Raw genomic sequence first — 23,147 nt, forward strand, 5'->3', positions numbered from 1 at the left:
TCCTTTCATAAGCCGGATATCATATTGTAAATTGTTTCCTTAATCAGCTCTCCCGCCGCTCTGGGGGACATTCTGCCGGGAATGGACGGGGCGTTTTTCACCCGGAGCTTCAGCCGCTGCGCCGCCTCCAGATCCATGCCGCCGGGCTGGGAGGCAAGCTCGATCAGCAACGTATCCGGGCGCTGGCGGGAAAGTATCTGGGCGGTGAGCACCCTGGCAGGGACGGTGTTGAATATCACATCATACGCGCCGTGGATCTCTTCATATTTCAGCGGCGCGCAGCCGATGGCGCGGATCGCGGTCAGGTCCTCGGATTTCCTGGCGCAGCAGTCCACCTTTGCGCCCAGCCCCTTTAAGCCCATGCACAGCGCTTTGCCGATCCTGCCAAAGCCCGTCACGAGACAGTGGGCGCCGTTTATTGCGCCCTCATATTCCTGGATTGCCACGCCCAGGGCGCCCTCCGCCGTCAAAAAGGCGTTGCCCACCATCAGCTCTTCTCTGGCGTAATAATCGTAGGTGCTGATGCCGCCCCACAGGGGGGAGGTTTGGAGAAGCTTTTCCATCATGCCGCCATAGACGGCTTTCCCGGCGCACTCGGCGGCAAAGCCGTCGTCCAGCGCAACGGTATACGCGGAAAGGGGCGTGTTCAGGGTCTTGCCGTCACGGGTGACGGGCAAAGGCAGAATGATAAGGTCGCTGCGGCGAAGCAGCTCCTCAGGAGGGACCTGTTCCAGCGAAAGCTGTTCCGGCGAAGGCGGCAACGGCGAGGGAGGTTCCAATGAAGGCTGTTCCAGTGAAGACTGTTCCAGCCCGTCCGCCCCTTTCTCATGCCCCAGACAGCTGATGCAGACCGGGTAGCCGTCTGCCGCGATAGAACGGGCAAGGTATATCTGCCGCCTGTCTCCACCCAAAATGCCGTACACACCGCTCATCTATCATCAAACCCTTTCCGGCTGGAAATACTGACAAAACCGCCTTTTCCTGCGGCTATTTCATTTTATGGCGGCGGCTCCGGTTTTGTTCCCGGGAAAAAAGTCAGAGAAATTTTCGTTTTTTCCAAATAAGGTATTTATTTTATGAGCGTTTCGCAATATAATAGATACCGAATGAAGATCAAAAGAATTTTCTCTGAGGGGAATCTGATTTATGGATACAAAGCAAAACCTGCTGGATACTGTGAAAAAGCTGCATTTTGTGGGTATTGGCGGCTCTGGAATGTGCCCTATGGCGGAAATCCTCCACCACAAGGGCTACATTCTCACCGGCTCCGATATGAATGAATCCGACACGCTGGAGCGCATTCGCGGATACGGCATTCCCGTTTCCATGGGGCACCGCGCGGAGAACATCGGCGACGCCGAGGTGGTGGTCTACACCGCCGCCTGCAAAAGCGACAACCCCGAGCTGGTAGCAGCCAGGGAAAAGGGCATTCCCACGCTGGAGCGTTCCGTCATGCTGGGTATCCTTACGGAAAAATTCCCGTTCTCCATTGCGGTGTCCGGCACCCACGGCAAAACTACCACCACGGGAATGCTGACCCAAATTTTGATGGAGGCGGGCAAGGACCCCAGCGCTATCATCGGCGGCAAGCTGCCGCTCATCGGCGGCAACGGCAGGGTGGGCAAAAGCGGCTGTATCGTCTGCGAAGCCTGTGAATATGTGGATACCTTTTTGCAGCTGCACCCCGCGGTCTCCGTGCTGCTGAATATCGACGCCGACCATCTGGACTACTTCAAAACCGTGGATAATATTGTAAAATCCTTCCATCAGTTTGCCACTCAAACCTCTCAAATGCTGGTGGTCAATGGCGACGACCAGCGGGTCATGAAAAGCGTTTCCGGGCTTTCCGGGCAGAAGATCGTGACCTTTGGGCGCAGCGACAAAAACGACTACTACCCCGCCGAGCTGAACGAGGAAGACACCGCCTGCGAGGATTTCACCCTGATGTTCCGGGGAGAACGGCTGGGCAGGGTAAATCTGGCGGTCCCCGGGGAACACAACATGATGAACGCCATTGCCGCCGCCGCGGCTGCCCATTCCACGGGTGTTGACCCGGAAGCGATCTGCTCCGCGCTGGGGCATTTTACCGGGGTGCACCGGCGGTTTGAGGTGCTGGGAAAATTTGGGGGCGTCACCGTGGCGGACGATTTCGCCCACCACCCCACGGAGCTGTCCGCCGTGCTTTCCTCCGCCATGCGCATGGGTTACCGGGAGGTCTGGGCGGTCTTCCAGCCCCACACCTATTCCCGTACTTACAATCTGCTGGAGGAATTTTCCAAGGCGCTGGCGATCCCGGACCATCTGGTGATGACGGAGATCCTTGCCGTGCGGGAAAGCAACACTTACAACATTCATACCAGCGATCTGGCGGCGAAAATCCCCGGCAGCGTGTGGTTCAACAGCTTTGAGGAGATCGCCGATTATGTGATGGATCATGCCAAAAGCGGAGATTTGATCCTCACCCTGGGCGGCGGCGACATCTACAAATGCGCCAACCTTATTGTGCAGAAATATCAGGCTGGGGAAAAATGATCACAGAAGACTACATTTTGAGAATGATCCGGGACATGGTAAAAATGGCGGCGCATCTTGCCGGGCTGGGCACCGACCCCCTCTCCGCCCCGCAGCTGCTGGAAATGCATTCCGTAGGGAAAACGCCCTCTCTGCCGGAGCAGCTGCAAAGCCTTGCCGACCGGGGAGAAATCAACCGGGCGGAAAACCTGCTGTTTGAGGAGCTGGATTTTTCCGACGCGAAGGATTTTTCCGCTGCCCTGGCGTTTTATCGGTACATCAATGAGTTTTCGGACGAAAAGCTTCTGGCGGCGGACTACTCCCGGGAAGAAATTTTGGAGGGGCTCCGGGACTGCGCCGTGAAATTCGGCATTGACGACACGCTGCTGGACGGGTTTCAAGGCTGATAAAAGAGCATAAAAGAAGCGCAGGTTTTCCTGCGCTTCTTTTTATTTTAATTTTACCAATGAAAAATCTCTTCGGGGTTTTGAAAAATCTGATCCAGACGGTTGAGGAAAGGCGACAGATCGCTGAAATCCAATACGCGGTAGTCAAACGCCAGGCACATGGGTAGCACCTTGCGAATCTCAATGGTCTTTTCCCCCGCTTCATTCACATACACGCCGGGCTTCTCCTGCAAGGCGGAAATGCCTACCGCAAACACCTGAGGGGGCAAAATCTCCAACAGGCTGAACTTCCCGGGGCTTCTGCAAATGGCGCCGATGTTGGACACGGTCACTGTGCCGCTTTCAATATCGGCAGGAGAAAGCCCGCCCGCGGGATCAAAACTTTCAGAGGGACGAGCTGCTGCCAAAAACAAACAGTTAAAATCCGTTTGTTCCACTTTCCTACGAATGCCGTCGATCTGCCCGGCTATTTCCGCAAGGCTCTGCCTGCCGGCGTCATACACAGTCAGGGTGATCATTTTCCCGTCGGGCAACAGCCACGGTACCCCCAGATTGATGACGTCATTGGAGAAAACCTCGCCGCTGTGCTGCTGGGGGGGCATAAACAAATCTGGAATTCAAAACAGGAGCTTCTTTCAGAGCCAGAGCTATTGCTTTCAGCAGGACCGTATTCAGGCTCAAGGCAACTCCCTTTTCCCGCAGCTCCTGTTTCAACCGGGAAAACTGCTGGAAAAACTCCGTCGCGTCCGGCTCATAGGAATAAGCCACATGGGGAATTTCCTGCCACGCAGCATAGGTCTTGTATGCGACGAGCCGCCGTTGCAGATCTAACGGTTGACCGTTTGTTGCGCTGCGTTCTTCCATCAGCTTTCCCCCTTGGTTAGATTTGTCGAACATTCCTTTTTATCCATTTATCCATATGACACCAGCGGGTTCATCTTGCCGTGGGTGTGCCCGTCTATCTTGTCGATATACTTGATGGCTTTTCCGGCGCCCAGCACCACGCAGTCCTCGGGATTTTCAAAGGTGACTACAGGAATTTTCGTTTTCTTGGAAAGCAGCGTGGAGAAGCCGTAAAGATTGGCGGAACCGCCGGTGAGATAAATGCCGTCGGTAAAGATATCCGCCAGCAGCTCCGGGGGAGTTTCCTCCAGCGTTGCCTGAACGGTCTTGATAATGGCGATGGACGGCTCGATGAGCGCCTCAATCATTTCATCGGAATTCATCACTGTGGATTCCGGCAAGCCGTTCATGGCGTTCCTGCCCTTCAAGGTAAAGGTGAGCAGCTTTTTCCGGGGATAGGCGCAGCCGATGGCAATTTTCGCTTCCTCCGCCATGCGGTCGCCGATGACCAGATTGAACTTCCGGCGGACGTATTTGATGATGGCGTCGTTAAAATCATCGCCGGCGGTATGAATGGAGTTGGCAATAGCGATACCGTTTAAGGAAATGACCGCCATGTCGGTGGTGCCCTGCCCGATATCCACGATCATGGTGCCGTGGGGCACGGCAATGTCCACGCCAGCGCCAATGGCGGCAGCCACAGGCTCTTCGATCAGGCATACCTTGCGCACCCCTGCCGCGCCGATGGCGTCCACAACGGCGCGCTTTTCCACCTCCGTCAGCCCGCAGGGGACGCTGACCACCACCCGGGGCATGAACACCCTGCTGCTGCTGATTTTTTTCAAATAATAGCTGATGAGGTGCTCCGCCATGGACAAATCGGAGATCACGCCGTTGCTCAGCGGGCGGGCAACGGTGATCCTGTCCGATGTGCGCCCCAGCATATCGTAGGCTTCTGAGCCAATGGCGATCACTTCATCTGTATAATTATCTACGGCAATAATGGAGGGCTCGCTCAAAACGATTCCCTTGCCGTCCAGGTAGACCTTGAATTTTGAGGTTCCAAGATCAATGGCGAGATCATTTCCAATCATGATGCTATACCTGCCCATTCTATAATGTGAATAGTATAGCATAATTCCGCGGTAAATGCAAGGGGCGGTGGATTTCTATTCCCTGTTAGATATTGGATTTCTTCCGGCAGCCAGAGTGCGGTTGAGCAGCTCTGTCATACAGAGCATCAGCACGGCAAACAGCAACAGGTAATATGGATACAGCCCCACGCTGATATGCTGCGCCAAAAGCCCGAACAGAGGGGGCATCAGGGTGCTGCCGCAATAAGCGCTTGCCATCTGAATGCCCACCAGCGCCTGAGAATTTTCCCTGCCGAAGCTGGTGGGTGTGGCATGGATAATGCAGGGATACACCGGGGCGGCGCCAAGCCCGATCACCAGCAGCCCGGCAAGAGAAAGGGCATTTATCGGCAGCGCCACCAGGACCACACCGGCAAGCATGACAAAAATGCCTGCCCGGATCATTGCCCTGTCGCCGAAGCGGTCTGCAATAAAGCCGTTTAAGAACCGTCCGGCAGTTTCCCCCAGGTAGAACAGCGCCGTAAACCGGGCGGCGACCGTGGGGTCTATCCCCCGCGCGCCCACCAGATAGCTGCTCGCCCACAGCCCGGCGGTGCTTTCCAGGGCACAGAACCCAAAAAACGCCAGCAGCACAAAGGGCACGCCGGGAATTTTTACCGCCCGGGTCAGGGGGACTTCCGAAAAGACTTCCGCTTCCCCGGCAGGGCTGGATTTTTTCTTCCAGAGCGGGAGAGAAAGGAACAGCACGGCGGTAAGCGCCGCCTGCAAAATGGAGACCGTGCGGTAGCCTGTCTGCCAGCCCAACTGGTGGGACAGGCTGGCGCTCATGATATACGGGCTGATCGTCACCCCCACGCCCCAGAAGGCGTGGAGCCAGCTCATGTGCCGGGAGGAATAGTGAAGCGCCACAAAATTATTCAGCGCGGCGTCCACCGCCCCCGCGCCCAGCCCATAAGGGACAGCCCACAGGCAGAGCTGGTAAAATTTACTGGAAATGGAAAAGCCAAAGAGCGCCGCTGCCGTCATGCCCACGCTGACGGCGGTGACAAGCCCTGTGCCCAGCTTCCGAATAACCTTTTCGGAAAGCAGGCTGGAAACAATGGTGCCGCCGGCGATGATCATGGAGACGATCCCCGCGTAGGAGAGGGGCGCGCCCAGCTCCAGCCGCATGGCAGGCCACGCCGAGCCCAGCAGGGAATCCGGCAGCCCCAGGCTGATAAAGGCAAGATATATGATGGCTAACAGCAAAGAAACCATTGCAAAACACGTCCTTCTTGAAAGATCGTAAGAACAAAAGCTGTGGAAGATTTCCGGGGAAAACCGTTACAATTCCAAGGCGGAAAGATAGCGGCAGCTGGCAGCGGCGCAATCGAAAGCGTCCCTGTCCCACTGCTCCTGCTCGGCAAAAATATAGGCTGTCCCCGCTTTTTTGCAGGCGGCCGCAAGAGATTCCCAATCTGTTTCCCCCTCGCCCAGGGGCTTGAGCTGAGCCCGTCCGTCAGGCAGCAAAACACGCTCCTTAAAATGCACCAGGTCCACCCTGCCGGAAAACTTTTCCAGCACCTGATAGGGAGTTACTCCGCTGCCAAAGGAGCTGCTCACACAAAAGGTCAGCTGCGTTTCCGGCGGCAGGCTGCTCAAAAGGCGCTCATAAACCGGAACGCCCTCCAAAGCCTGAAAGTCCGGTCCGATCGGGTGAAAGCTGACGGTCAGCCCCGCCTCCCGCGCCTGCTTTTGCACGGTCAGAAGACTTTCGGCATACTTCTCGATCTCTTCTATGGAAGTTAAAAATCCCGGCCATTTGGCAAAGCTGAGGTAACGGCAGCCGCAAGCTGCCGCCCTTTCAATCGCCCGCTCCGGCTCCCGCCGGAACCCCACCGGGAAATCCTCCTGGAGCGCCACGCATTCCAGACCGTTATCCCGCAGTGCCGCAGCTATGACGGGATCGGGGATTTCGTAGGACGCCCCCTGAAGCTGGACAATTTCGTAACCGATGGAAGCTACCCTTTGAAGTGTTTCCCGAAGCTCCTTCTCCGTTTGAAGATATGGCGCGAGGCTGGACAGTTGATACCCAAATTTCACTTTTATGACCCCTTTCTTTTCTCTGCGAGCTTCCCTGTGCAGATTTTTTCCGCTCTTGACCGGGAGAAAAACCCGAGTATAATTATATTTCCGGGAACCAGCAGCGTTCTATAACAATATAGCAAAATTCTATAACAATATTTTGAAAGGAAGAAGCGCTGTGGAAATTTATCGCAGAAATGATCTTTCGGAAATATTTTTCTATCAAACCGCTGATTTCCCCATGCTGGTGGAAACCGGGAAAATGCCCCAGTATCCGAACCACACCGCGCTGAGCCACTGGCATGACGATGTGGAGTTTTCCCTGATCCTGTCAGGCGGCATGCGCTACAGCGTAAACGGACAGACCTTTTCCCTGAAACCGGGGGAAGGTATCTTCATTAACAGCCGGCAGCTGCACAGTCATTTCTCCCCTCCCGAAGAGGACTGCGAATATCTCTGCGTGCTGCTCCACCCCACCCTGCTTTGCAGCTCGCCCTATATCGAGCGCACCTTTGTGGCGCCGATTTTGTCAAACCCGGGCTTTCCCTATTATCTGCTCCGCGAAGAAATCCCCTGGGCGGCACGGGTGCTCCGGCAGCTTCAGGAAATCTATGGGCACCGGCAGGAAAAGACGGCGGCGCTGACGGCACAAAGCGCCTTTTTCGCACTTTGGAAAGAGCTGTACGAGAATGCTCCTTTGCCCGACGAAATGCCGCACAGGAGCAGCCAGCACCTGACCGCCCTGAAGGACATGGTCACCTATCTGCAAAAGCACTATCGCGAAAAGGTGACGCTTTCTGATATTGCCGCTGCCGGAAACGTCAGCAAGACTACCTGCTGCCATATTTTCGAGACTTACTGCAACCTGAGCCCCGTCGCCTACCTCATCGAATTTCGTCTGAGAAAGGGGTTGGAGCTGCTGCGGGGCACCGACATGACCGTGACGGAAATTTGCTACGAGGTGGGATTTTCCGGGGCGAGCTATTTCAGCGAGAGCTTCCGAAAAGCCTTTGGGCACAGCCCCACGGAATATCGAAGCAAAGAACGGAAATCTGAAATATCGCTATAGATTATTGAAAAATTTTGAAAGACTTTCCCTGTTTTCCGGCTTATACTGATAGTCAGGAAAGGAGGGGACGCTATGATACCGTTCCTTATCATCTTGCTTGTGGCAGCCGCCGTGATCTTTGGCATCAACCGCTATTTTACGGTCCGCCGAAAGCACACCGCGGACAACGAGGACTTTTTCCGGGAAAATGAGAAAAAGCCCCGCTGACAATACCTCTCGCTTCCTGCACAGGGGCTGCGGAAAATATCTCGATCTCTCCCAAAACAGGCGGTCGGCATTTTGCCGCCGCCTGTTTTGCTTTAGCTATTAGTCACTAGTTTTTAGTTGTTAGAGCGCGGGTCCCTTCTCCAAAAAGCGTGCCAAGCCGGTATACCTTCTTGTTTTCCTGTCGTTCTCTATCATGGCTTCCACCACGCCCTGCTGCCCCACCAAAATCAAAAGCTGCTTGGCGCGGGTCACGCCGGTATACAGCAGATTGCGGTAGCAGAGCTGCATGGGCGGGCGCAGGACGGGGATCACCACGGCGGTGAACTCGTTGCCCTGGCTCTTATGTACCGTGACGGCATAGGCGGGCTCCAGCTCGTTTCCAGCCCGTTCGAAATCGTACAGTACGTCTTTGTCGTCAATGCGGACGTGCATCACGCCGCCAGGCTTGTCGATCTCGGTGATGACTCCCATGTCGCCGTTGAAAACGCCTTCCCCGGAGGTGCCGTCGTCTCTTGTCCAGGGCAGGTCGTAATCGTTTCGTATCTGCATGACCTTGTCCCCCAGGCGGAACAGGGCGCCGCTTATTTTCACCTCCGGCTTGCCCTTTGCCGGGGGATTGATGGCTTCCCGAAGCTGCTTATTCAGCTCCACCGTGCCAAGTTCCCCCTTTCTGCCGGGGCACAGCACCTGAATATCCGTCACCGGGGAATAGCCATAGCTTTTGGGCAGCCGCCCGGCGCAGAGGGACACGATGAGCTTTGCCGCTTCCGCCGGCTCCTGCTGCGGGAGGAAGAAGAAATCCCCGTCTCGGCGGCGCAGCTCCGGCAGCTTGCCGTCCACGATGCGGTGGGCGTTCAAGACGATGAGGCTTTCCATGGACTGGCGGAAAATATCCTTGAGCTGCACCGTGGGGAACAGCCCGGAGGCAATCAGATCTCCCAGCACATTGCCCGCGCCCACCGAGGGGAGCTGGTCGCTGTCCCCTACCAAAATCAGGCGGCAGGACAGGGGCAGCGCCCGCAGGACGCTTTCAAACACATAGGAATCCACCATGGAAAGCTCGTCGATCACAAGGCAGTCGCATTCCAGCGGGTTCCGCTCGTTCCGGGTGAAAACGGGATTGTCGTGCTCGTCCCAATCCACCTGGAGCATACGGTGAATGGTTTTCGCTTCCTCCCCGGTCAGCTCGCTCATGCGCTTTGCGGCTCTGCCCGTGGGGGCGGCAAGGTACACCCGTTCCCCGGCGCATTTCAGCAGATAGATGATGGCGTTCAGGGTGGTGGTCTTGCCTGTGCCGGGTCCGCCGGTGAGGATCAGGACGCCCTGCTCCAGAGCGGCGCGAATGGCTTCTTTCTGCTTGTCCGCATAGTGGATGCCCCTGGTCTCCTCGATCAGCCGCAGCTGCAGCTCCGCCCCCTTTACGGGGTCCGGCGGCGCTTGCAGCATGGATTTCATTCTGGCGGCAATATATTGCTCGGACTGGTGCTGTTTCTGCAAAAAGAGGAACTCCCGTCCCTGAAATTCTTCGCAGACAAGCTGGAAGCCCTGACACAGGGTATAGACAGCGTCCTGTACCGCTTCCAGCTCCACCCCCAGCAGCTGGGCCGCCGCCTGACAGACCTTTTCCACCGGCAGGCAGGTGTGCCCGTTATCCAGATTGTGCCGCAGGACGTACAAAACGCCCGCCTGCACCCGCCCGGAATCGTCCCGGGGCATTTCCATGGATTCCGCAATAGTGTCCGCGATATCGAAGCTGATATCCAGTCCCTCGCCGCAAAGGCAGTAGGGGTCCTCCTGAATGCAGCTGACCGCGCCCTCGCCGTATTCCTTCCAGACAAGCACGGTCTCCTCCGGGCGGACGCCGAAAGACCCCAGGAACGCCATGAGCTCCCGAATGCCGTAGACCCGCTTCAGCTCGCTGCTGATCGCCTGCGCCTTTTCCCTGGTGATGCCCTTGATCTGGGCAAGGCGCTCCGGCTCATTTTCAATGACGTTCAGCGCCTGCACGCCGAAGGTTTCGATGATCCTCCTGGCGGTGGCGGCGCCCACGCCCTTCACCGTGCCGGAGGAAAGGTATTTCAGCATGGCGGCAGTGGTGGCAGGGCGGGCGCGCTCGAAGGTCTCCGCCTTGAACTGGTCGCCGAAAGAGGGGTGGCTGCTCCATGTGCCGTACACATGGAGCTCCTCCCCCTCGCTGACAAAGGGAAAAGCGCCTACCACTGTGACAAGCTCTTCCCCGGCTGCCATTTCCAGCACGGTATATTGGTTTTTATCGTTGTGGTATACCACGTGTTCCACAGTGCCGGTCATTTCCAGCAGCTTGTTTTCCGCCAAGTCATTCTGTCCTTTCCACGATCTCCGTCACATTTCCTTCCATACAATGATACACCAAATCTTCCGGTTTGGAAAGCCTTAAATACGGATATTGCAGCAATAAGTACCGGCAGATACGGTCGATCTCCGGGTCCCCGCTGTGATTGACGCAGATCAGCCGCCCGCCCTTCACGTCCAGCCAGCGCAGGCGCTCCGCCGCCATGCGTACGGTGTATTCGCAGTCCTCCGGGCTTTCGGGAACTACCACCACGGACAGCCGGGTGTCCGTCAGGGGCTTGCTCCACCAGAACGTCAGGAGCCGTACAAGCTCTGTCACGCCTAAGATCATCAGCACCGCACACAGGACGCATAAGACTATGTTCATTCTGCTTCACCTCTCTTTTCAGGCTATGCGGCGACCCTCGTCCCGGTTCGGATTTCGCGGAAAAAACAGCCGGAGATTTTCCCCGGCTGCCCTTTTGCGTTTTGTTATTTTACCGCTTCCAGAAGTGATTGTACTTTGTCAAGCTTTTCCCATGCCACATTCAGGTCTTCCCTGCCCATATGGCCGTATGCTGCCAGTGGGCGGTACTTTGTATGGCGCAGATTTAACTCTTTAATGATCGCCATGGGGCGCAGGTCAAAGACCTGCCGCACCGCTTCCGCCAGCTTTTCATCGCTGACCTTGCCGGTGCCAAAGGAATCCACCATAATGGACACGGGGCGCGCCACGCCGATGGCATAGGCAAGCTCCACCTCGCAGCGGTCGGCTAAGCCTGCCGCCACAATGTTTTTTGCCACCCAGCGGGCGGCATAGGCTGCGGAACGGTCCACCTTGGTGGGGTCCTTCCCGGAGAAAGCGCCGCCGCCGTGCCTGCCAAAGCCGCCGTAGGTGTCCACGATGATCTTCCGCCCGGTGAGCCCGCTGTCCCCCACAGGACCGCCTATCACGAAACGCCCGGTGGGATTGATATAGATTTTCGTCTCCTTATCCACCAGCCCGGCAGGAACGACAGGCTTTATCACGTGCTTGACCAAATCCTTTTTCAGCTTGTCCAGCTTTACGTCCTCATCGTGCTGGGTGGAGATGACGATGGTATCCACCCGCCTGATCTCGCTGCCGTCGTATTCCACGGTAACCTGGGTCTTGCCGTCGGGACGGAGATAATTCAGGGTGCCGTCCTTCCGTACGGCAGCCAGCTGCTTTGCCAGCTTATGGGACAGGGAAATGGCAAGGGGCATATATTCCTCGGTCTCATTGCAGGCATAGCCGAACATCATGCCCTGGTCCCCCGCGCCGATCCGGCTGTTTTCGTCCTTTTCCCCATTCTTCGCTTCCAGGGACTCGTTGACCCCCAGCGCGATATCGGGGGACTGGCTGTCGATGGAGGTCAGCACGCCGCAGGTGTTGCCGTCAAAGCCGTACTTTGGGTCATCGTAGCCGATCTCCTTTACCACCTCCCGGACGATGGTGGGAATATCCACATAGCAGTTGGTGGTGATCTCCCCCATCACATGGATCACCCCGGTGGTGGCGGTGGTCTCACAGGCAACATGGGCGTTTTCGTCCTGCTCCAGAATGGCGTCGAGAACGGCGTCGGAAATCTGGTCGCAGAGCTTGTCGGGGTGACCCTCGGTCACGGATTCTGAAGTAAACAGTTTCATTGTGCAGCTTCCTTTCTGTGTGAAAATTGGATACCGCATCCCCTTTTTTCCAAGAAAAAACGAGCCTCTCGAAAAACGAGGGCTCGCTGTTTGCCTCATCTTTCGGAGCTATCCCAATGGGATTTCCGCAGGAATTAGCACCTTGCTATGCAGGTTGCCGGGCTTCAACGGGCCTGTCCCTCCGCCACTCTTGATAAGGAGATATTCGGTTGTCTAGTCGATATGCTATCACAAAGCGGACGCGCTGTCAATGATTTTCTGAAAATCCTGTCACGCTTTGCCGGGTTCTTGACAAAAAGCTGAATATTTGATACATTATTTACAGCTTTTTATCATTTTTAAGTAAGGGGCTGTTTTCATGGCTGCAAAGAAGCGCGCTAGCTGGATCGTTTGCGGAATACTGCTGGCAACCCTCATTGCCGCAGGGTTTGTGATCCGTTTGGCAGCGCCGGAAACGGAAAGCGGGGCTTTCGCCCAGCTGGGAAAAATCGAAACGGAGCAAAGCCAAAACAACAGTGCCGTTTACACCGGCGACCACATCACGATCCTCGCCGATGATTTGGAGCGGTACACGAAGCGGGCGCAGCTTATAACGGGCAGCGAGGACGTTTCCGAACAGGCGCTGCATAATCTGGCGGTGCGGGAAATTTTCTGCTACCGGGCGGAGGAAGCGGGCATTCCGGACGATGACGACCAGTTTGCCCAGTGGCTGGCGGAGTACCGCAAGGGCATTGAAAACGCCGTCAATTACAGCGATTTTGAAGCGTTTACCCAAGGCGCGGGCATGACCGAGGAGGAATACTGGGACTGGGCAGGCACCAGCGAGAGCTTCCGAAAGGAATACTACTCTACCCTATTCGTGAAGAAGCTGAAGGAGGATTTTCGGGCGGTCTGCGAGCTGACCCCCGGCGGGGAGGAATATCAAGAGGCGTGGAACAGCTATTTTGATGAGTACAAAAAGCAGGCGGTGGAGGACGAACATCTGAAAAAAGCGACGGACGGAAAAACCGAATAAACAGGCTTTCCATAGACAAGGAAGCCCGGAACGGCTGCTGCCGCTCCGGGCTTTTTGTACAAGAGCCAGCCTACAGCCCCTGCTCTGTAAAATGCTCATACCTGTCCCAATACTCCCGGCAGACCCAATCGGCAGGCTTTGTGAAATTCTTCTGGTACATATGGAATGTGACGGTGACGTTTTTCGGCTGCCACTGCTCCACATAAGAATAGCGGTACGTCAAGCCCAGCCGGCGCATGACCGCCCCGCTGCGGGGATTCTTGACATCGTGGGTGGCTGTCAGAAAAGGAAGCCCGGCTGCTTCTGCCTGCGCCAGCACTGCCCTGCCCGCTTCCGTGGCAAAGCCCTTTCCCCAGAATTCCCGGTTCAGACCATACCCGAAATCGTAGGGATATTCCGGCGAGATTCCCATATACCCAATGGGAAGGTCATCGCTTTTCCGGCAAATGGCATATCCACAGCCCGCAGGCTGCCGATACAGGCTGAAATACCGTTCTTCCAGAAATTTCCTGACCTGCTCCACAGTTTCCAAAGGGAACCAGGGCAGGAAGGTATTGACTTCCGGGTCGCTCAAAAGCGGGAGCATCGGCGCAGCGTCCGCTTCCGTAAAACGCCGCAGGAACAGGCGCTCTGTTTCCAGGGGCGGAGTGTTATACATACCAGCCCTCCCCCTCGTGCCGCAAACGCTCTATTACAGAACGCTCGTAGTCGATTTTCTCCTCAAAAATCTTTTTGGAAAAATCGAAATTCAGCGCCGCCCGATTCCGGGAAACGGCATTTTCCCACTCTGTTTTGTAAAATTCAGGAAGCTCCTCCATGCCTTTTTGCCCCATATAGGCATAATAGGTGAAGCTCAGCCAGATTCCCTGAATGCCGAAATGGTCCAAAAGGTCGGCGTCCTGCAGCAGCTTCGCCCAGGGAGAATGGATATCGCTTTGGGGCTGGCGGTCGTTGTGGACAGCGATCAGCTCGCAGACAGCGTTACATTCATCGGCGGTCATTTCTTCCCGGAGAAGCTCCCGGGCAAGCGCCGCCCCGGTGCGCCCATGGGGCTCGATCCCCTTGCCGATATCGTGGAACAGCCCCGCGCAGCGCAAAATATCGTCGTGGGAAGCGTCCTCCGGGAAAATTTTCCGCCGCAGCTCCAGCACGCCGTTTGCCGCGCGTTTTCCGTGGAAATAAGCATGACCGATCTCCCGCTCGATATGGGATTTCCTGCGTCCCATATACTTTTGCGCCAGGGCTTCCAACCGTTCAAAATCCATACAATGACCTCCTTTTGAGTGTTTCCGCCTGTTACAGCAGCGCCCGGAAATTTTCCTGCCTGACTTCCAAAATTTCAAGCGCCATCTGCTGCTCCCTCCTGAATTTTCTCTCTGGCATTTTGGGGAAAGAAAAAGCAAAGCTCTCAGCTTTCACTGAGAGCTTTGCGAGCAAGATCAAAATTAGGCATTGATCGCGGTAACAACGCCGGAACCAACGGTACGTCCGCCTTCACGGATAGCGAAGCGCAGACCTTCCTCAATAGCGATGGGGGTAATCAGCTCAACGTCCATCACCACGTTATCGCCGGGCATACACATCTCAGTGCCCTCGGGCAGAGTGATAACGCCGGTAACGTCGGTGGTACGGAAGTAGAACTGAGGACGGTAGTTGTTGAAGAAGGGAGTATGACGTCCGCCTTCGTCCTTGGTCAGAACATAGACCTGACCCTTGAACTTGGTGTGGGGATGAATGCTGCCGGGCTTGCACAGCACCTGACCACGCTCGATATCGGTTCTCTGAATGCCGCGCAGCAGAACGCCGATGTTGTCGCCAGCCTCAGCGTAATCCAGCAGCTTGCGGAACATTTCGATGCCGGTAACAACGGACTTGGTGGTCTCGTCAGCCAGACCGACGATCTCAACTTCCTCGGACATCTTCAGCATACCACGCTCCACACGACCGGTAGCAACAGTGCCGCGGCCGGTGATGGTGAACACGTCTTCCACGGGCATCAGGAAGGGCTGGTCAGCCTTGCGCTCGGGAGTGGGGATATACTCGTCAACAGCGTTCATCAGCTCGATAATGGGAGCATAAACGGGGTCGTTGGGGTCGGTGGAAGAGGACTCCAGAGCCTGCAGAGCGGAACCCTTGATGATGGGGGTGTCGTCGCCCGGGAACTCGTACTCGTTCAGCAGGTCGCGAATTTCCATCTCGACCAGCTCCAGCAGTTCGGGGTCGTCAACCTGATCGACCTTGTTCATGAACACAACGATGGCGGGCACGCCAACCTGACGGGCCAGCAGAATGTGCTCACGGGTCTGGGGCATGGGACCGTCAGCAGCGGACACGACCAAAATGCCGCCGTCCATCTGAGCAGCGCCGGTGATCATGTTCTTCACATAGTCAGCGTGACCGGGGCAGTCAACATGGGCATAGTGACGGGCGTCGGTCTGATACTCCACGTGAGCGGTGTTGATGGTAATGCCGCGCTCGCGCTCCTCAGGAGCCTTGTCGATGTTGGCATAGTCCATGAAATCAGCGTCGCCCTTCATAGCCAGAACCTTGGTGATAGCCGCGGTCAGGGTGGTCTTGCCGTGGTCAACGTGACCGATGGTACCAATGTTTACGTGCGGTTTTGTTCTTTCAAATTTTTCCTTTGCCATTGGAAATTTCCTCCTTTTGTTTTTCAGACGCCTTCAGATCAGTTTTTTGAAAGCGTCCAGCGGAAAATAATCTGTCCGATCTTGCTTATGCTTCATTTTACCAACAAAATATGGAAAAATCAAGACATATTTACAGGTTATTCGGACTTTTTGCCGCGCTCGGAGATAATTTTCTCCGAAATGTTCTTGGGAACCTCAGCATAATGGGCAGGCTCCATAGTGTACTGTCCTCTGCCCTGGGTCTTGCTGCGCATATCGGTAGCATAACCGAACATGTCGGACAGGGGCACTTCGGAATTGACCTGCTGGGCGCCGGGAATGGCGTCCATGCCAAGGATCATGCCGCGGCGGGAGTTCAGGTCGCCGATAACGTCGCCCATGTACTCCTCGGGAGTGATGACCGTGACCTTCATGATGGGCTCCATCAAAACGGGGTCCGCCTTACGCATGGCTTCCTTGAATGCCATGGAGCCGGCGATCTTAAACGCCATTTCAGAGGAGTCAACTTCATGATAAGAGCCGTCATACAGCGTGACCTTGACGTCCACAACGTTGTAGCCAGCCAGAACACCGGAGAGCATAGCGCCCTGAATGCCCTGATCGACAGCGGGGATATATTCCTTGGGAATAGAGCCGCCCACAACGGCGTTGACAAATTCATAGCCCTTGCCGGGATTGGGCTCAATGCGGATCTTGACGTGACCGTACTGACCTTTACCGCCGGACTGACGGGCATACTTGGTGTCCACATCGGCGTTGCCGCGAATGGTTTCCTTATAGGCGACCTGGGGCTTGCCGACATTTGCCTCCACCTTGAATTCACGGAGCAGACGGTCCACAATGATCTCCAGATGGAGCTCGCCCATACCGGCGATGATGGTCTGACCCGTTTCCTCATCGGTATATGCCTTAAAGGTGGGGTCTTCCTCAGCCAGCTTGGAAAGGGCGATGCCCATTTTCTCCTGACCAGCCTTCGTCTTGGGCTCGATTGCCACGCGGATCACAGGATCGGGGAATTCCATGGATTCCAGAATGACCGGGTGCTTTTCATCGCACAGGGTATCGCCGGTGGTGGTATTCTTCAGACCAACGGCAGCGGCGATGTCGCCGGCGTACACATGGTCGATATCCTTCCGATCGTTGGCGTGCATCTGCACGATACGGCCCATGCGCTCGTTGTTGTCCTTCACAGAGTTGTACACGGAAGAACCGGCGGCGATAGAGCCGGAATACACACGGAAGAAGCACAGCTTGCCCACAAAGGGGTCGGTGGCGATCTTAAATGCCAGCGCTGCAAAGGGCTCCTCATCGGAAGAATGGCGGACGACCTCTTCCTCGGTGTCGGGGTTCACGCCCTTGATGGGAGGAACGTCCACAGGGGAGGGCATATAGTCCACGATAGCGTCCAGAAGCTTCTGGACACCCTTGTTCTTGTAGGAAGTACCGCAGGTCACGGGCACCATGTGGTTGGCGATGGTGGACTTGCGGATACAGTTCTTGATCTCCTCAATGGTCAGCTCCTGACCGTCGAGGTATTTCTCCATCAGATCATCGTCCAGCTCCGCCACATGCTCGATCATCTCGGCATGGTACTGCTGAGCCTTCTCCAGCATATCGGCGGGGATATCCTCACAGCGGATATCCTTGCCCAGGTCGTCGTAATAGACATATGCCTTCATTTCCACCAGGTCGATGATGCCCTTGAAGGTATCCTCGGCGCCGATGGGCAGCTGAATGGGGACTGCGTTGCACTTCAGACGGTCCTTCATCATCTGCACCACACGGTAGAAGTCCGCGCCCATAATGTCCATCTTGTTGACGTACGCCATGCGGGGCACCTTGTACTCGTCCGCCTGGCGCCACACGGTTTCAGACTGGGGCTCAACGCCGCCTTTCGCGCAGAAAACGGTTACGGAACCGTCCAGAACGCGCAGGGAGCGCTGCACCTCCACAGTGAAGTCCACGTGGCCGGGAGTGTCGATGATGTTGATCCTTGTCCGGCGACCCTGATGGTCAGGCCAGAAACAGGTGGTCGCGGCAGAAGTGATGGTGATACCACGCTCCTGCTCCTGCGCCATCCAGTCCATGGTGGCAGAGCCGTCGTGAGTTTCACCGATCTTATAGTTGACGCCTGTATAGAACAGGATCCGTTCGGTGGTCGTAGTCTTACCGGCGTCAATGTGAGCCATGATGCCGATATTTCTGGTTTGCTCCAGTGCTACTTCTCTTGCCATAATGGCGATTATCCTCCTTTCGGCACACACAATAGATGCTTGTGCTGCTCAAAAATTACCATCTGTAATGGGCGAAGGCACGGTTTGCCTCTGCCATCTTGTGTGTGTCTTCCCGCTTCTTCGCGGCGCCGCCTGCGCCGTTCATCGCGTCGAGGATCTCCCCGGCGAGACGTTCCTGCATGGTGCGCTCGGAACGCTGCCGCGCGTACTGAGTCATCCAGCGCAGACCCAGGGTCTGGCGGCGCTCAGGACGGACCTCCATAGGCACCTGGTAGGTAGAACCGCCCACACGGCGGGACTTACACTCCAGGCTGGGCATGACATTTTCCATTGCCTGCTCGAAGACCTCCAGGGGTTCTTTCCCTGTCTTCTCCTGCACGATGCTGAAAGCGCCGTACACGATCTTCTGCGCCACGCCCTTTTTGCCGTCCAGCATGACATTGTTCACCAGACGGGTGACGAGCTTGGAATTGTACATGGGATCGGGCAAAACGTCGCGCTTTGCCACATTGCCTCTTCTTGGCATAATCTTCCCTCCTTCATAAAATGATATCATCGGTACTCGAAAGCCGAAACCGCTTTTTCAAAAGCAGCCTCCCTGCTTTCGCTTTGACCAATCGGCAAATATCGCGACCCCATGGGAATCTATACGATAAAATGCCTTTCCCGGGAAACCGGGCAGTCATAAAACTCTTTCCAAACAGATTTGCTTCTTTGGGAAGCTTAGCTCTTAGCGCCGGCCTTGGGACGCTTCGCGCCGTACTTGGAGCGGGCCTGCATTCTCTTGGCAACGCCCTGGGCGTCCAGAGTGCCGCGAATGATGTGGTAACGCACACCGGGCAGGTCACGGACACGACCGCCGCGGATCATCACCACGCTGTGCTCCTGCAGGTTGTGGCTGACACCGGGGATATAGGCGTTGACCTCGATCCCGTTGGAAAGCCGGACTCTGGCAAACTTACGCAGAGCGGAGTTGGGCTTCTTCGGGGTCTTGGTGCCGACCGTGGTGCACACGCCGCGCTTCTGGGGAGAATCCTGATCGATAGCGGTACGCTTCTTGGAGTTCCAACCTTTCAGCAGTGCAGGCGCCTTGCTCTTCTTCTCTGCAACGGAGCGACCGCTGCGAATGAGCTGGTTAAAAGTAGGCATAGTGTTCCTCCTTCCTCAAGTATTCCGCAGGGACCTGCGGTTTTTGTATGTTCAGACACACAAAAACTAGCTTGTCTGTCTTCCCACCATAATATACGGGCGGTAACGGAAAAACGCACCCCGGTTCCCCGGAGTGCGGCTTTTCTTTGCGAGTGATCCCGCCAAAAAAGCAGGATTTACCCAGAGCCGCTCAGTTTAAGAGTATACCACTGAGACGGTTCTGTTGTCAAGCGTTTTTTCAGGAAAATCCGGCATTCTCCGCCGTTTTTCCGAAAGCGTGCCGTTTTTATTCTGAAAAGGAGGGCTTAGAAGTCCATTTCAGGCTGGGGATCGCTTTCTTCGGTAAAATCATAGCTGTCCTCGGAGACGGGATATTCTCCCTCCTCCTGCGCTTCAGGACGGTACTCCGGCTCGATCTCCACCTCGCTGTAGCACTTCATGCCGGTGCCGGCGGGAACAAGCTTGCCCAGAATGACGTTTTCCTTCAGACCCAGCAGCGTGTCTACCTTGCCCTTGATGGCGGCGTCGGTCAGCACGCGGGTGGTTTCCTGGAAGGAAGCGGCGGACAGGAAGGAGTCGGTCGCCAGAGAAGCCTTGGTGATACCCAGCAAAATGGGGGTATAGGTAGCTTCCTTCAAATCGGTCTCCCCTGCCGCGATGCGGCGGCGGATCTCCTCGTTGGCGTTCAGCACCTCGTTCTTATCGGAGAGAGAGCTGACCAGCAGGTCGGTGTCGCCCGGATCGTCCACGCGCACCTTGCGGAGCATCTGGCGGACGATGATCTCGATATGCTTGTCGTTGATATCCACGCCCTGCATACGGTACACGCGCTGTACTTCCTGGATCAGGTAGTTCTGCACTTCTTCGGTGCCGCTGATCGCCAGCACGTCATGGGGATTGACGGAGCCCTCGGTCAGGCGGGCGCCACGCTTGATATATTCGCCTTCCTTGACGGTGACACGGGAACCGAAGGGGATCAGATAAGAGCGGGAATCCCCGGTTTCATCATTTGTCACCACCACATGGCGGTTCTTCTTGATCTCCTCAAAGGTCACCTTGCCGTCGATCTCATTGATGATCGCCACGTGCTTGGGACGGCGACCCTCAAACAGCTCGTCGATACGGGGCAGACCCTGTGTGATATCCTCCGCGCTGGCAACGCCGCCGGTATGGAAGGTACGCATGGTCAGCTGAGTACCGGGTTCGCCGATGGACTGCGCCGCGATAATGCCCACCGCTTCGCCCACCTGGACAGGCTTGCCGTTTGCCAGGGAAGCGCCGTAGCACTTCTTGCACACGCCGTTTTTGGCGCGGCAGTTCAGCACGGAGCGGATCTTGATCCGCTCCACGCCGCGACCCACGATCAGGGAAGCGTCGTCATCGTTCATCATCTTGTCCTTGGACACCAGCACATTGCCGTTTTCATCGCAGAAATCCTCCACCAGATATCTGCCTACCAGACGCTCGCTCAAAGGCTCGATGGACTCGGGACCTGCGGTGATATCGAAGATCTCCAGACCCTCGGTGGTGCCGCAGTCCTCTTCCCGGATAATGACCTCCTGGGAAACGTCCACCAGGCGGCGGGTCAGATAGCCGGAGTCGGCGGTACGCAGAGCGGTGTCGGTCAAGCCCTTGCGCGCGCCGCGGGAGGAAATGAAGTATTCCAGAATGTTCAAGCCCTCACGGTAGTTGGCTCGAATGGGGATTTCGATGGTTTTGCCGGAGGTGTTGGCGATCAGACCGCGCATACCGGCAAGCTGGCGGATCTGGCTCATGCTGCCTCGGGCGCCGGAATCCGCCATCATGTAAATGGGGTTATAACGGTCCAGACCTTTCTGCAGGGCGGCGGTAACATCGTCCGTGCACTTTTCCCAGGTGCGCAGAACGGCGTTGTAACGCTCGGACTCTGCCAGCAGACCCTGATTGTATTCTTCGGTGATCTCGTCGATCTCCGCTTCGGCAGCCTTGATAAAGTCCGCCTTTTCCGGGGGCGTGGTGGCGTCCGCCACTGCCACGGTAATACCGCTGATGGTAGAATATTTATAACCCTGCGCCTTGATGGCGTCCAGCACCTCGGCGGTCTCCTCGGTGCCGTGGAACTTGATGCAGCGTTCAATGATCTGCCCCAGCTGCTTCTTGCCCACCAGGAAGTTTACTTCCAGCTGCAGAGCGCCTTCGGGAGTGGAACGGTCCACATAGTTCAGGTCCTGGGGAATGGGGCGGTTAAAGATCAGGCGACCCATGGTGGTGTCGATGATCCCGGTCAAAGGCTTGCCCTGAAATTCCACCGTGCGGCGGACCTTGATCTTTGCCTGCAGGCTGATACATTTGGCGTCGTAAGCCATGAGGGCTTCTTCCATATTGCGGAAGACCTTGCCCTCGCCCAGTTCGCCGTCCTTTTCCAGGGTCAGGTAGTAAGAACCGAGCACCATATCCTGGGTGGGCACGGTGACGGGCTTGCCATCGGAGGGCTTCAGCAGGTTGTTTGCCGCCAGCATCAGGAAACGGGCTTCCGCCTGCGCTTCCGCGGACAGCGGTACATGGACCGCCATCTGGTCGCCGTCAAAGTCGGCGTTATAAGCGGTACACACCAGCGGGTGGAGCTTCATGGCGCGACCCTCTACCAGCACAGGCTCAAATGCCTGGATACCCAGACGGTGCAGGGTAGGCGCGCGGTTCAACAGGACGGGGTGATCCTTGATGACCACTTCCAGAGCGTCCCAGACCTCGGGTCTGACACGCTCGACGGACTTTCTCGCCGCCTTGATATTGCCAACAGCGCCGGTCTCCACCAGGCGCTTCATCACAAAGGGCTTGAACAGCTCCAGCGCCATCTCCTTGGGCAGACCGCACTGGTACATTTTCAGCTCGGGACCGACCACGATAACGGAACGGCCGGAATAGTCCACGCGCTTGCCCAGCAGGTTCTGCCGGAAACGCCCCTGCTTGCCCTTGAGCATGTCGGACAAGGATTTCAGCGGGCGGTTGTTGGGACCTGTCACAGGTCTGCCCCGGCGGCCGTTGTCGATCAGGGCGTCCACAGCCTCCTGCAGCATACGCTTTTCGTTTCTCACAATGATATCCGGCGCGCCCAGCTCCAGCAAACGCTTCAGGCGGTTATTGCGGTTGATGACGCGGCGGTACAGGTCGTTCAGGTCGCTGGTGGCAAAGCGCCCGCCGTCCAGCTGCACCATGGGGCGGATATCCGGGGGAATGACGGGAACAGCGTCCAGGATCATCCACTCCGGGCGGTTGCCGGATATGCGGAAGGCTTCCACTACTTCCAGGCGCTTCAAAATGCGGACGCGCTTCTGCCCTGCGGCAGTTTCCAGCTCCTCCTTCAATTCCTGGGAAACCTTGTCCACGTCGATCTCCTTTAAGAGCTTCTGAATGGCTTCCGCGCCCATCTCCGCCTGGAAATCGTCTTCATATTTTTCTTTCAGGTCCCGGTATTCCTTCTCGGTCAGGGTCTGCATTTTGGAAAGCTCCCGCACGTCGCCGGGGTCGGTGACGATATAGAGGGCAAAATACAGCACCTTTTCCAGAATACGGGGAGACAGGTCAAGGATCAGGCCCATGCGGGAAGGGATACCCTTAAAGTACCAGATATGGGAGACTGGCGCTGCCAGCTCAATATGCCCCATACGCTCGCGTCTGACCTTGGCGCGGGTGACCTCCACGCCGCAGCGGTCGCAGATCTTGCCCTTAAAGCGGATACGCTTGTATTTTCCGCAATGGCACTCCCAGTCCTTGGTAGGTCCAAAAATGCGCTCGCAGAACAAGCCGTCTCGCTCGGGCTTCAGGGTGCGGTAATTGATGGTTTCCGGCTTTTTTACCTCGCCGTAGGACCATTCCCGGATCTGTTCAGGAGAAGCAAGACCAATTTTGATCGATTCAAAGGTGTTAAATTCCATAACTGATATCTCCT

General features: G+C 56.4%; 21 protein-coding genes and 1 riboswitch. Of the genes, 5 read left to right on the forward strand and 16 right to left on the reverse strand.

The window, feature by feature from the left end:
- Positions 1-5: 5 nt before the first annotated feature.
- Positions 6-932 (reverse strand): dipicolinate synthase subunit DpsA, encoded by a 927-nt coding sequence (locus AB8996_RS00555; protein ID WP_369297021.1) that lies wholly within the window; start codon positions 930-932, stop codon positions 6-8.
- A gap of 214 nt (positions 933-1,146) precedes the next feature.
- On the opposite strand from AB8996_RS00555, the gene murC reads away from it, so the two are divergent.
- Both murC and AB8996_RS00565 read left to right on the forward strand, forming a co-directional pair.
- Positions 1,147-2,532 carry a UDP-N-acetylmuramate--L-alanine ligase gene (gene murC, locus AB8996_RS00560; RefSeq protein WP_369297022.1) on the forward strand — a complete coding sequence of 462 codons (1,386 nt, stop codon included), beginning with the start codon at positions 1,147-1,149 and terminating at the stop codon, positions 2,530-2,532.
- Positions 2,529-2,918 (forward strand): DUF6483 family protein, encoded by a 390-nt coding sequence (locus tag AB8996_RS00565; RefSeq protein ID WP_369297023.1) that lies wholly within the window; start codon positions 2,529-2,531, stop codon positions 2,916-2,918. Before murC ends, AB8996_RS00565 begins: the two co-directional genes overlap by 4 nt.
- A gap of 53 nt (positions 2,919-2,971) precedes the next feature.
- Here the strand turns inward: AB8996_RS00565 and AB8996_RS00570 are convergent, their stop codons facing one another.
- From AB8996_RS00570 to AB8996_RS00590, 5 genes are all read right to left on the reverse strand, one after another.
- Positions 2,972-3,520: a 2-oxo acid dehydrogenase subunit E2 gene (locus AB8996_RS00570; RefSeq protein ID WP_369297024.1), complete on the reverse strand. Its 549-nt coding sequence runs from the start codon at positions 3,518-3,520 to the stop codon at positions 2,972-2,974.
- Positions 3,480-3,782: a 2-oxo acid dehydrogenase subunit E2 gene (locus AB8996_RS00575; protein ID WP_369297025.1), complete on the reverse strand. Its 303-nt coding sequence runs from the start codon at positions 3,780-3,782 to the stop codon at positions 3,480-3,482. Before AB8996_RS00575 ends, AB8996_RS00570 begins: the two co-directional genes overlap by 41 nt.
- 47 nt (positions 3,783-3,829) lie before the next feature.
- The gene (locus AB8996_RS00580) at positions 3,830-4,855 is read right to left on the reverse strand and encodes a rod shape-determining protein (protein ID WP_369297026.1); all 1,026 of its coding nucleotides are present in this window, start codon (positions 4,853-4,855) and stop codon (positions 3,830-3,832) included.
- A 75-nt stretch (positions 4,856-4,930) separates the two neighbouring features.
- Positions 4,931-6,112 carry a sugar MFS transporter gene (locus AB8996_RS00585; protein ID WP_369297027.1) on the reverse strand — a complete coding sequence of 394 codons (1,182 nt, stop codon included), beginning with the start codon at positions 6,110-6,112 and terminating at the stop codon, positions 4,931-4,933.
- A 66-nt stretch (positions 6,113-6,178) separates the two neighbouring features.
- Complete coding sequence (locus AB8996_RS00590) at positions 6,179-6,937, reverse strand: sugar phosphate isomerase/epimerase family protein (RefSeq protein ID WP_369297028.1); 759 nt, start codon at positions 6,935-6,937, stop codon at positions 6,179-6,181.
- Between the two features lie 160 nt (positions 6,938-7,097).
- Here AB8996_RS00590 and AB8996_RS00595 point away from each other — a divergent pair, with 160 nt between their 5' ends.
- Complete coding sequence (locus tag AB8996_RS00595; RefSeq protein ID WP_369297029.1) at positions 7,098-7,988, forward strand: helix-turn-helix domain-containing protein; 891 nt, start codon at positions 7,098-7,100, stop codon at positions 7,986-7,988.
- Positions 7,989-8,060: 72 nt separating this feature from the next.
- On the forward strand, positions 8,061-8,195 hold the full coding sequence (locus AB8996_RS00600; RefSeq protein ID WP_369297030.1) for a hypothetical protein: 135 nt from the start codon (positions 8,061-8,063) through the stop codon (positions 8,193-8,195).
- Between the two features lie 120 nt (positions 8,196-8,315).
- Here AB8996_RS00600 and AB8996_RS00605 read toward each other — a convergent pair whose 3' ends face one another.
- From AB8996_RS00605 to metK, 3 genes are all read right to left on the reverse strand, one after another.
- Entirely contained in the window at positions 8,316-10,529 is a 2,214-nt protein-coding gene (locus tag AB8996_RS00605) for an ATP-dependent RecD-like DNA helicase (protein ID WP_369297031.1), read from the reverse strand.
- Between the two features lies 1 nt (position 10,530).
- The gene (locus AB8996_RS00610) at positions 10,531-10,893 is read right to left on the reverse strand and encodes a hypothetical protein (RefSeq protein WP_369297032.1); all 363 of its coding nucleotides are present in this window, start codon (positions 10,891-10,893) and stop codon (positions 10,531-10,533) included.
- 104 nt (positions 10,894-10,997) lie between these two features.
- Positions 10,998-12,173, reverse strand: coding sequence for a methionine adenosyltransferase (metK, locus tag AB8996_RS00615; RefSeq protein WP_369297033.1), 1,176 nt, complete (start codon positions 12,171-12,173; stop codon positions 10,998-11,000).
- A gap of 92 nt (positions 12,174-12,265) precedes the next feature.
- Positions 12,266-12,373: riboswitch (SAM riboswitch) on the reverse strand.
- A 158-nt stretch (positions 12,374-12,531) separates the two neighbouring features.
- Here metK and AB8996_RS00620 point away from each other — a divergent pair.
- Positions 12,532-13,188, forward strand: a complete 657-nt coding sequence (locus AB8996_RS00620) for a hypothetical protein (RefSeq protein ID WP_369297034.1) — start codon at positions 12,532-12,534, stop codon at positions 13,186-13,188.
- Between the two features lie 70 nt (positions 13,189-13,258).
- Here AB8996_RS00620 and AB8996_RS00625 read toward each other — a convergent pair whose 3' ends face one another.
- The 7 genes from AB8996_RS00625 to rpoC all read right to left on the reverse strand — a co-directional run bounded on the left by AB8996_RS00625 (position 13,259) and on the right by rpoC (position 23,133).
- The gene (locus AB8996_RS00625) at positions 13,259-13,846 is read right to left on the reverse strand and encodes a GNAT family N-acetyltransferase (protein WP_369297035.1); all 588 of its coding nucleotides are present in this window, start codon (positions 13,844-13,846) and stop codon (positions 13,259-13,261) included.
- Positions 13,839-14,453, reverse strand: a complete 615-nt coding sequence (locus AB8996_RS00630) for an HD domain-containing protein (RefSeq protein WP_369297036.1) — start codon at positions 14,451-14,453, stop codon at positions 13,839-13,841. Before AB8996_RS00630 ends, AB8996_RS00625 begins: the two co-directional genes overlap by 8 nt.
- Positions 14,454-14,633: 180 nt before the next feature.
- Entirely contained in the window at positions 14,634-15,836 is a 1,203-nt protein-coding gene (tuf, locus tag AB8996_RS00635; protein WP_369297037.1) for an elongation factor Tu, read from the reverse strand.
- A 137-nt stretch (positions 15,837-15,973) separates the two neighbouring features.
- The gene (gene fusA, locus AB8996_RS00640; RefSeq protein ID WP_369297038.1) at positions 15,974-18,070 is read right to left on the reverse strand and encodes an elongation factor G; all 2,097 of its coding nucleotides are present in this window, start codon (positions 18,068-18,070) and stop codon (positions 15,974-15,976) included.
- Between the two features lie 55 nt (positions 18,071-18,125).
- Positions 18,126-18,596, reverse strand: coding sequence for a 30S ribosomal protein S7 (gene rpsG / locus AB8996_RS00645; protein WP_369297039.1), 471 nt, complete (start codon positions 18,594-18,596; stop codon positions 18,126-18,128).
- 197 nt (positions 18,597-18,793) lie between these two features.
- Entirely contained in the window at positions 18,794-19,219 is a 426-nt protein-coding gene (gene rpsL / locus AB8996_RS00650) for a 30S ribosomal protein S12 (RefSeq protein WP_369297040.1), read from the reverse strand.
- Between the two features lie 305 nt (positions 19,220-19,524).
- A complete protein-coding gene (gene rpoC / locus AB8996_RS00655; protein WP_369297041.1) occupies positions 19,525-23,133 on the reverse strand; it encodes a DNA-directed RNA polymerase subunit beta' in 3,609 nt (1,202 codons plus the stop codon).
- Positions 23,134-23,147 lie beyond the last annotated feature (14 nt).

Origin of the sequence: uncultured Neglectibacter sp. (assembly GCA_937958185.1) — a bacterium.
In the GTDB taxonomy this organism is placed as follows: Bacteria; Bacillota; Clostridia; order Oscillospirales; family Acutalibacteraceae; genus Acutalibacter.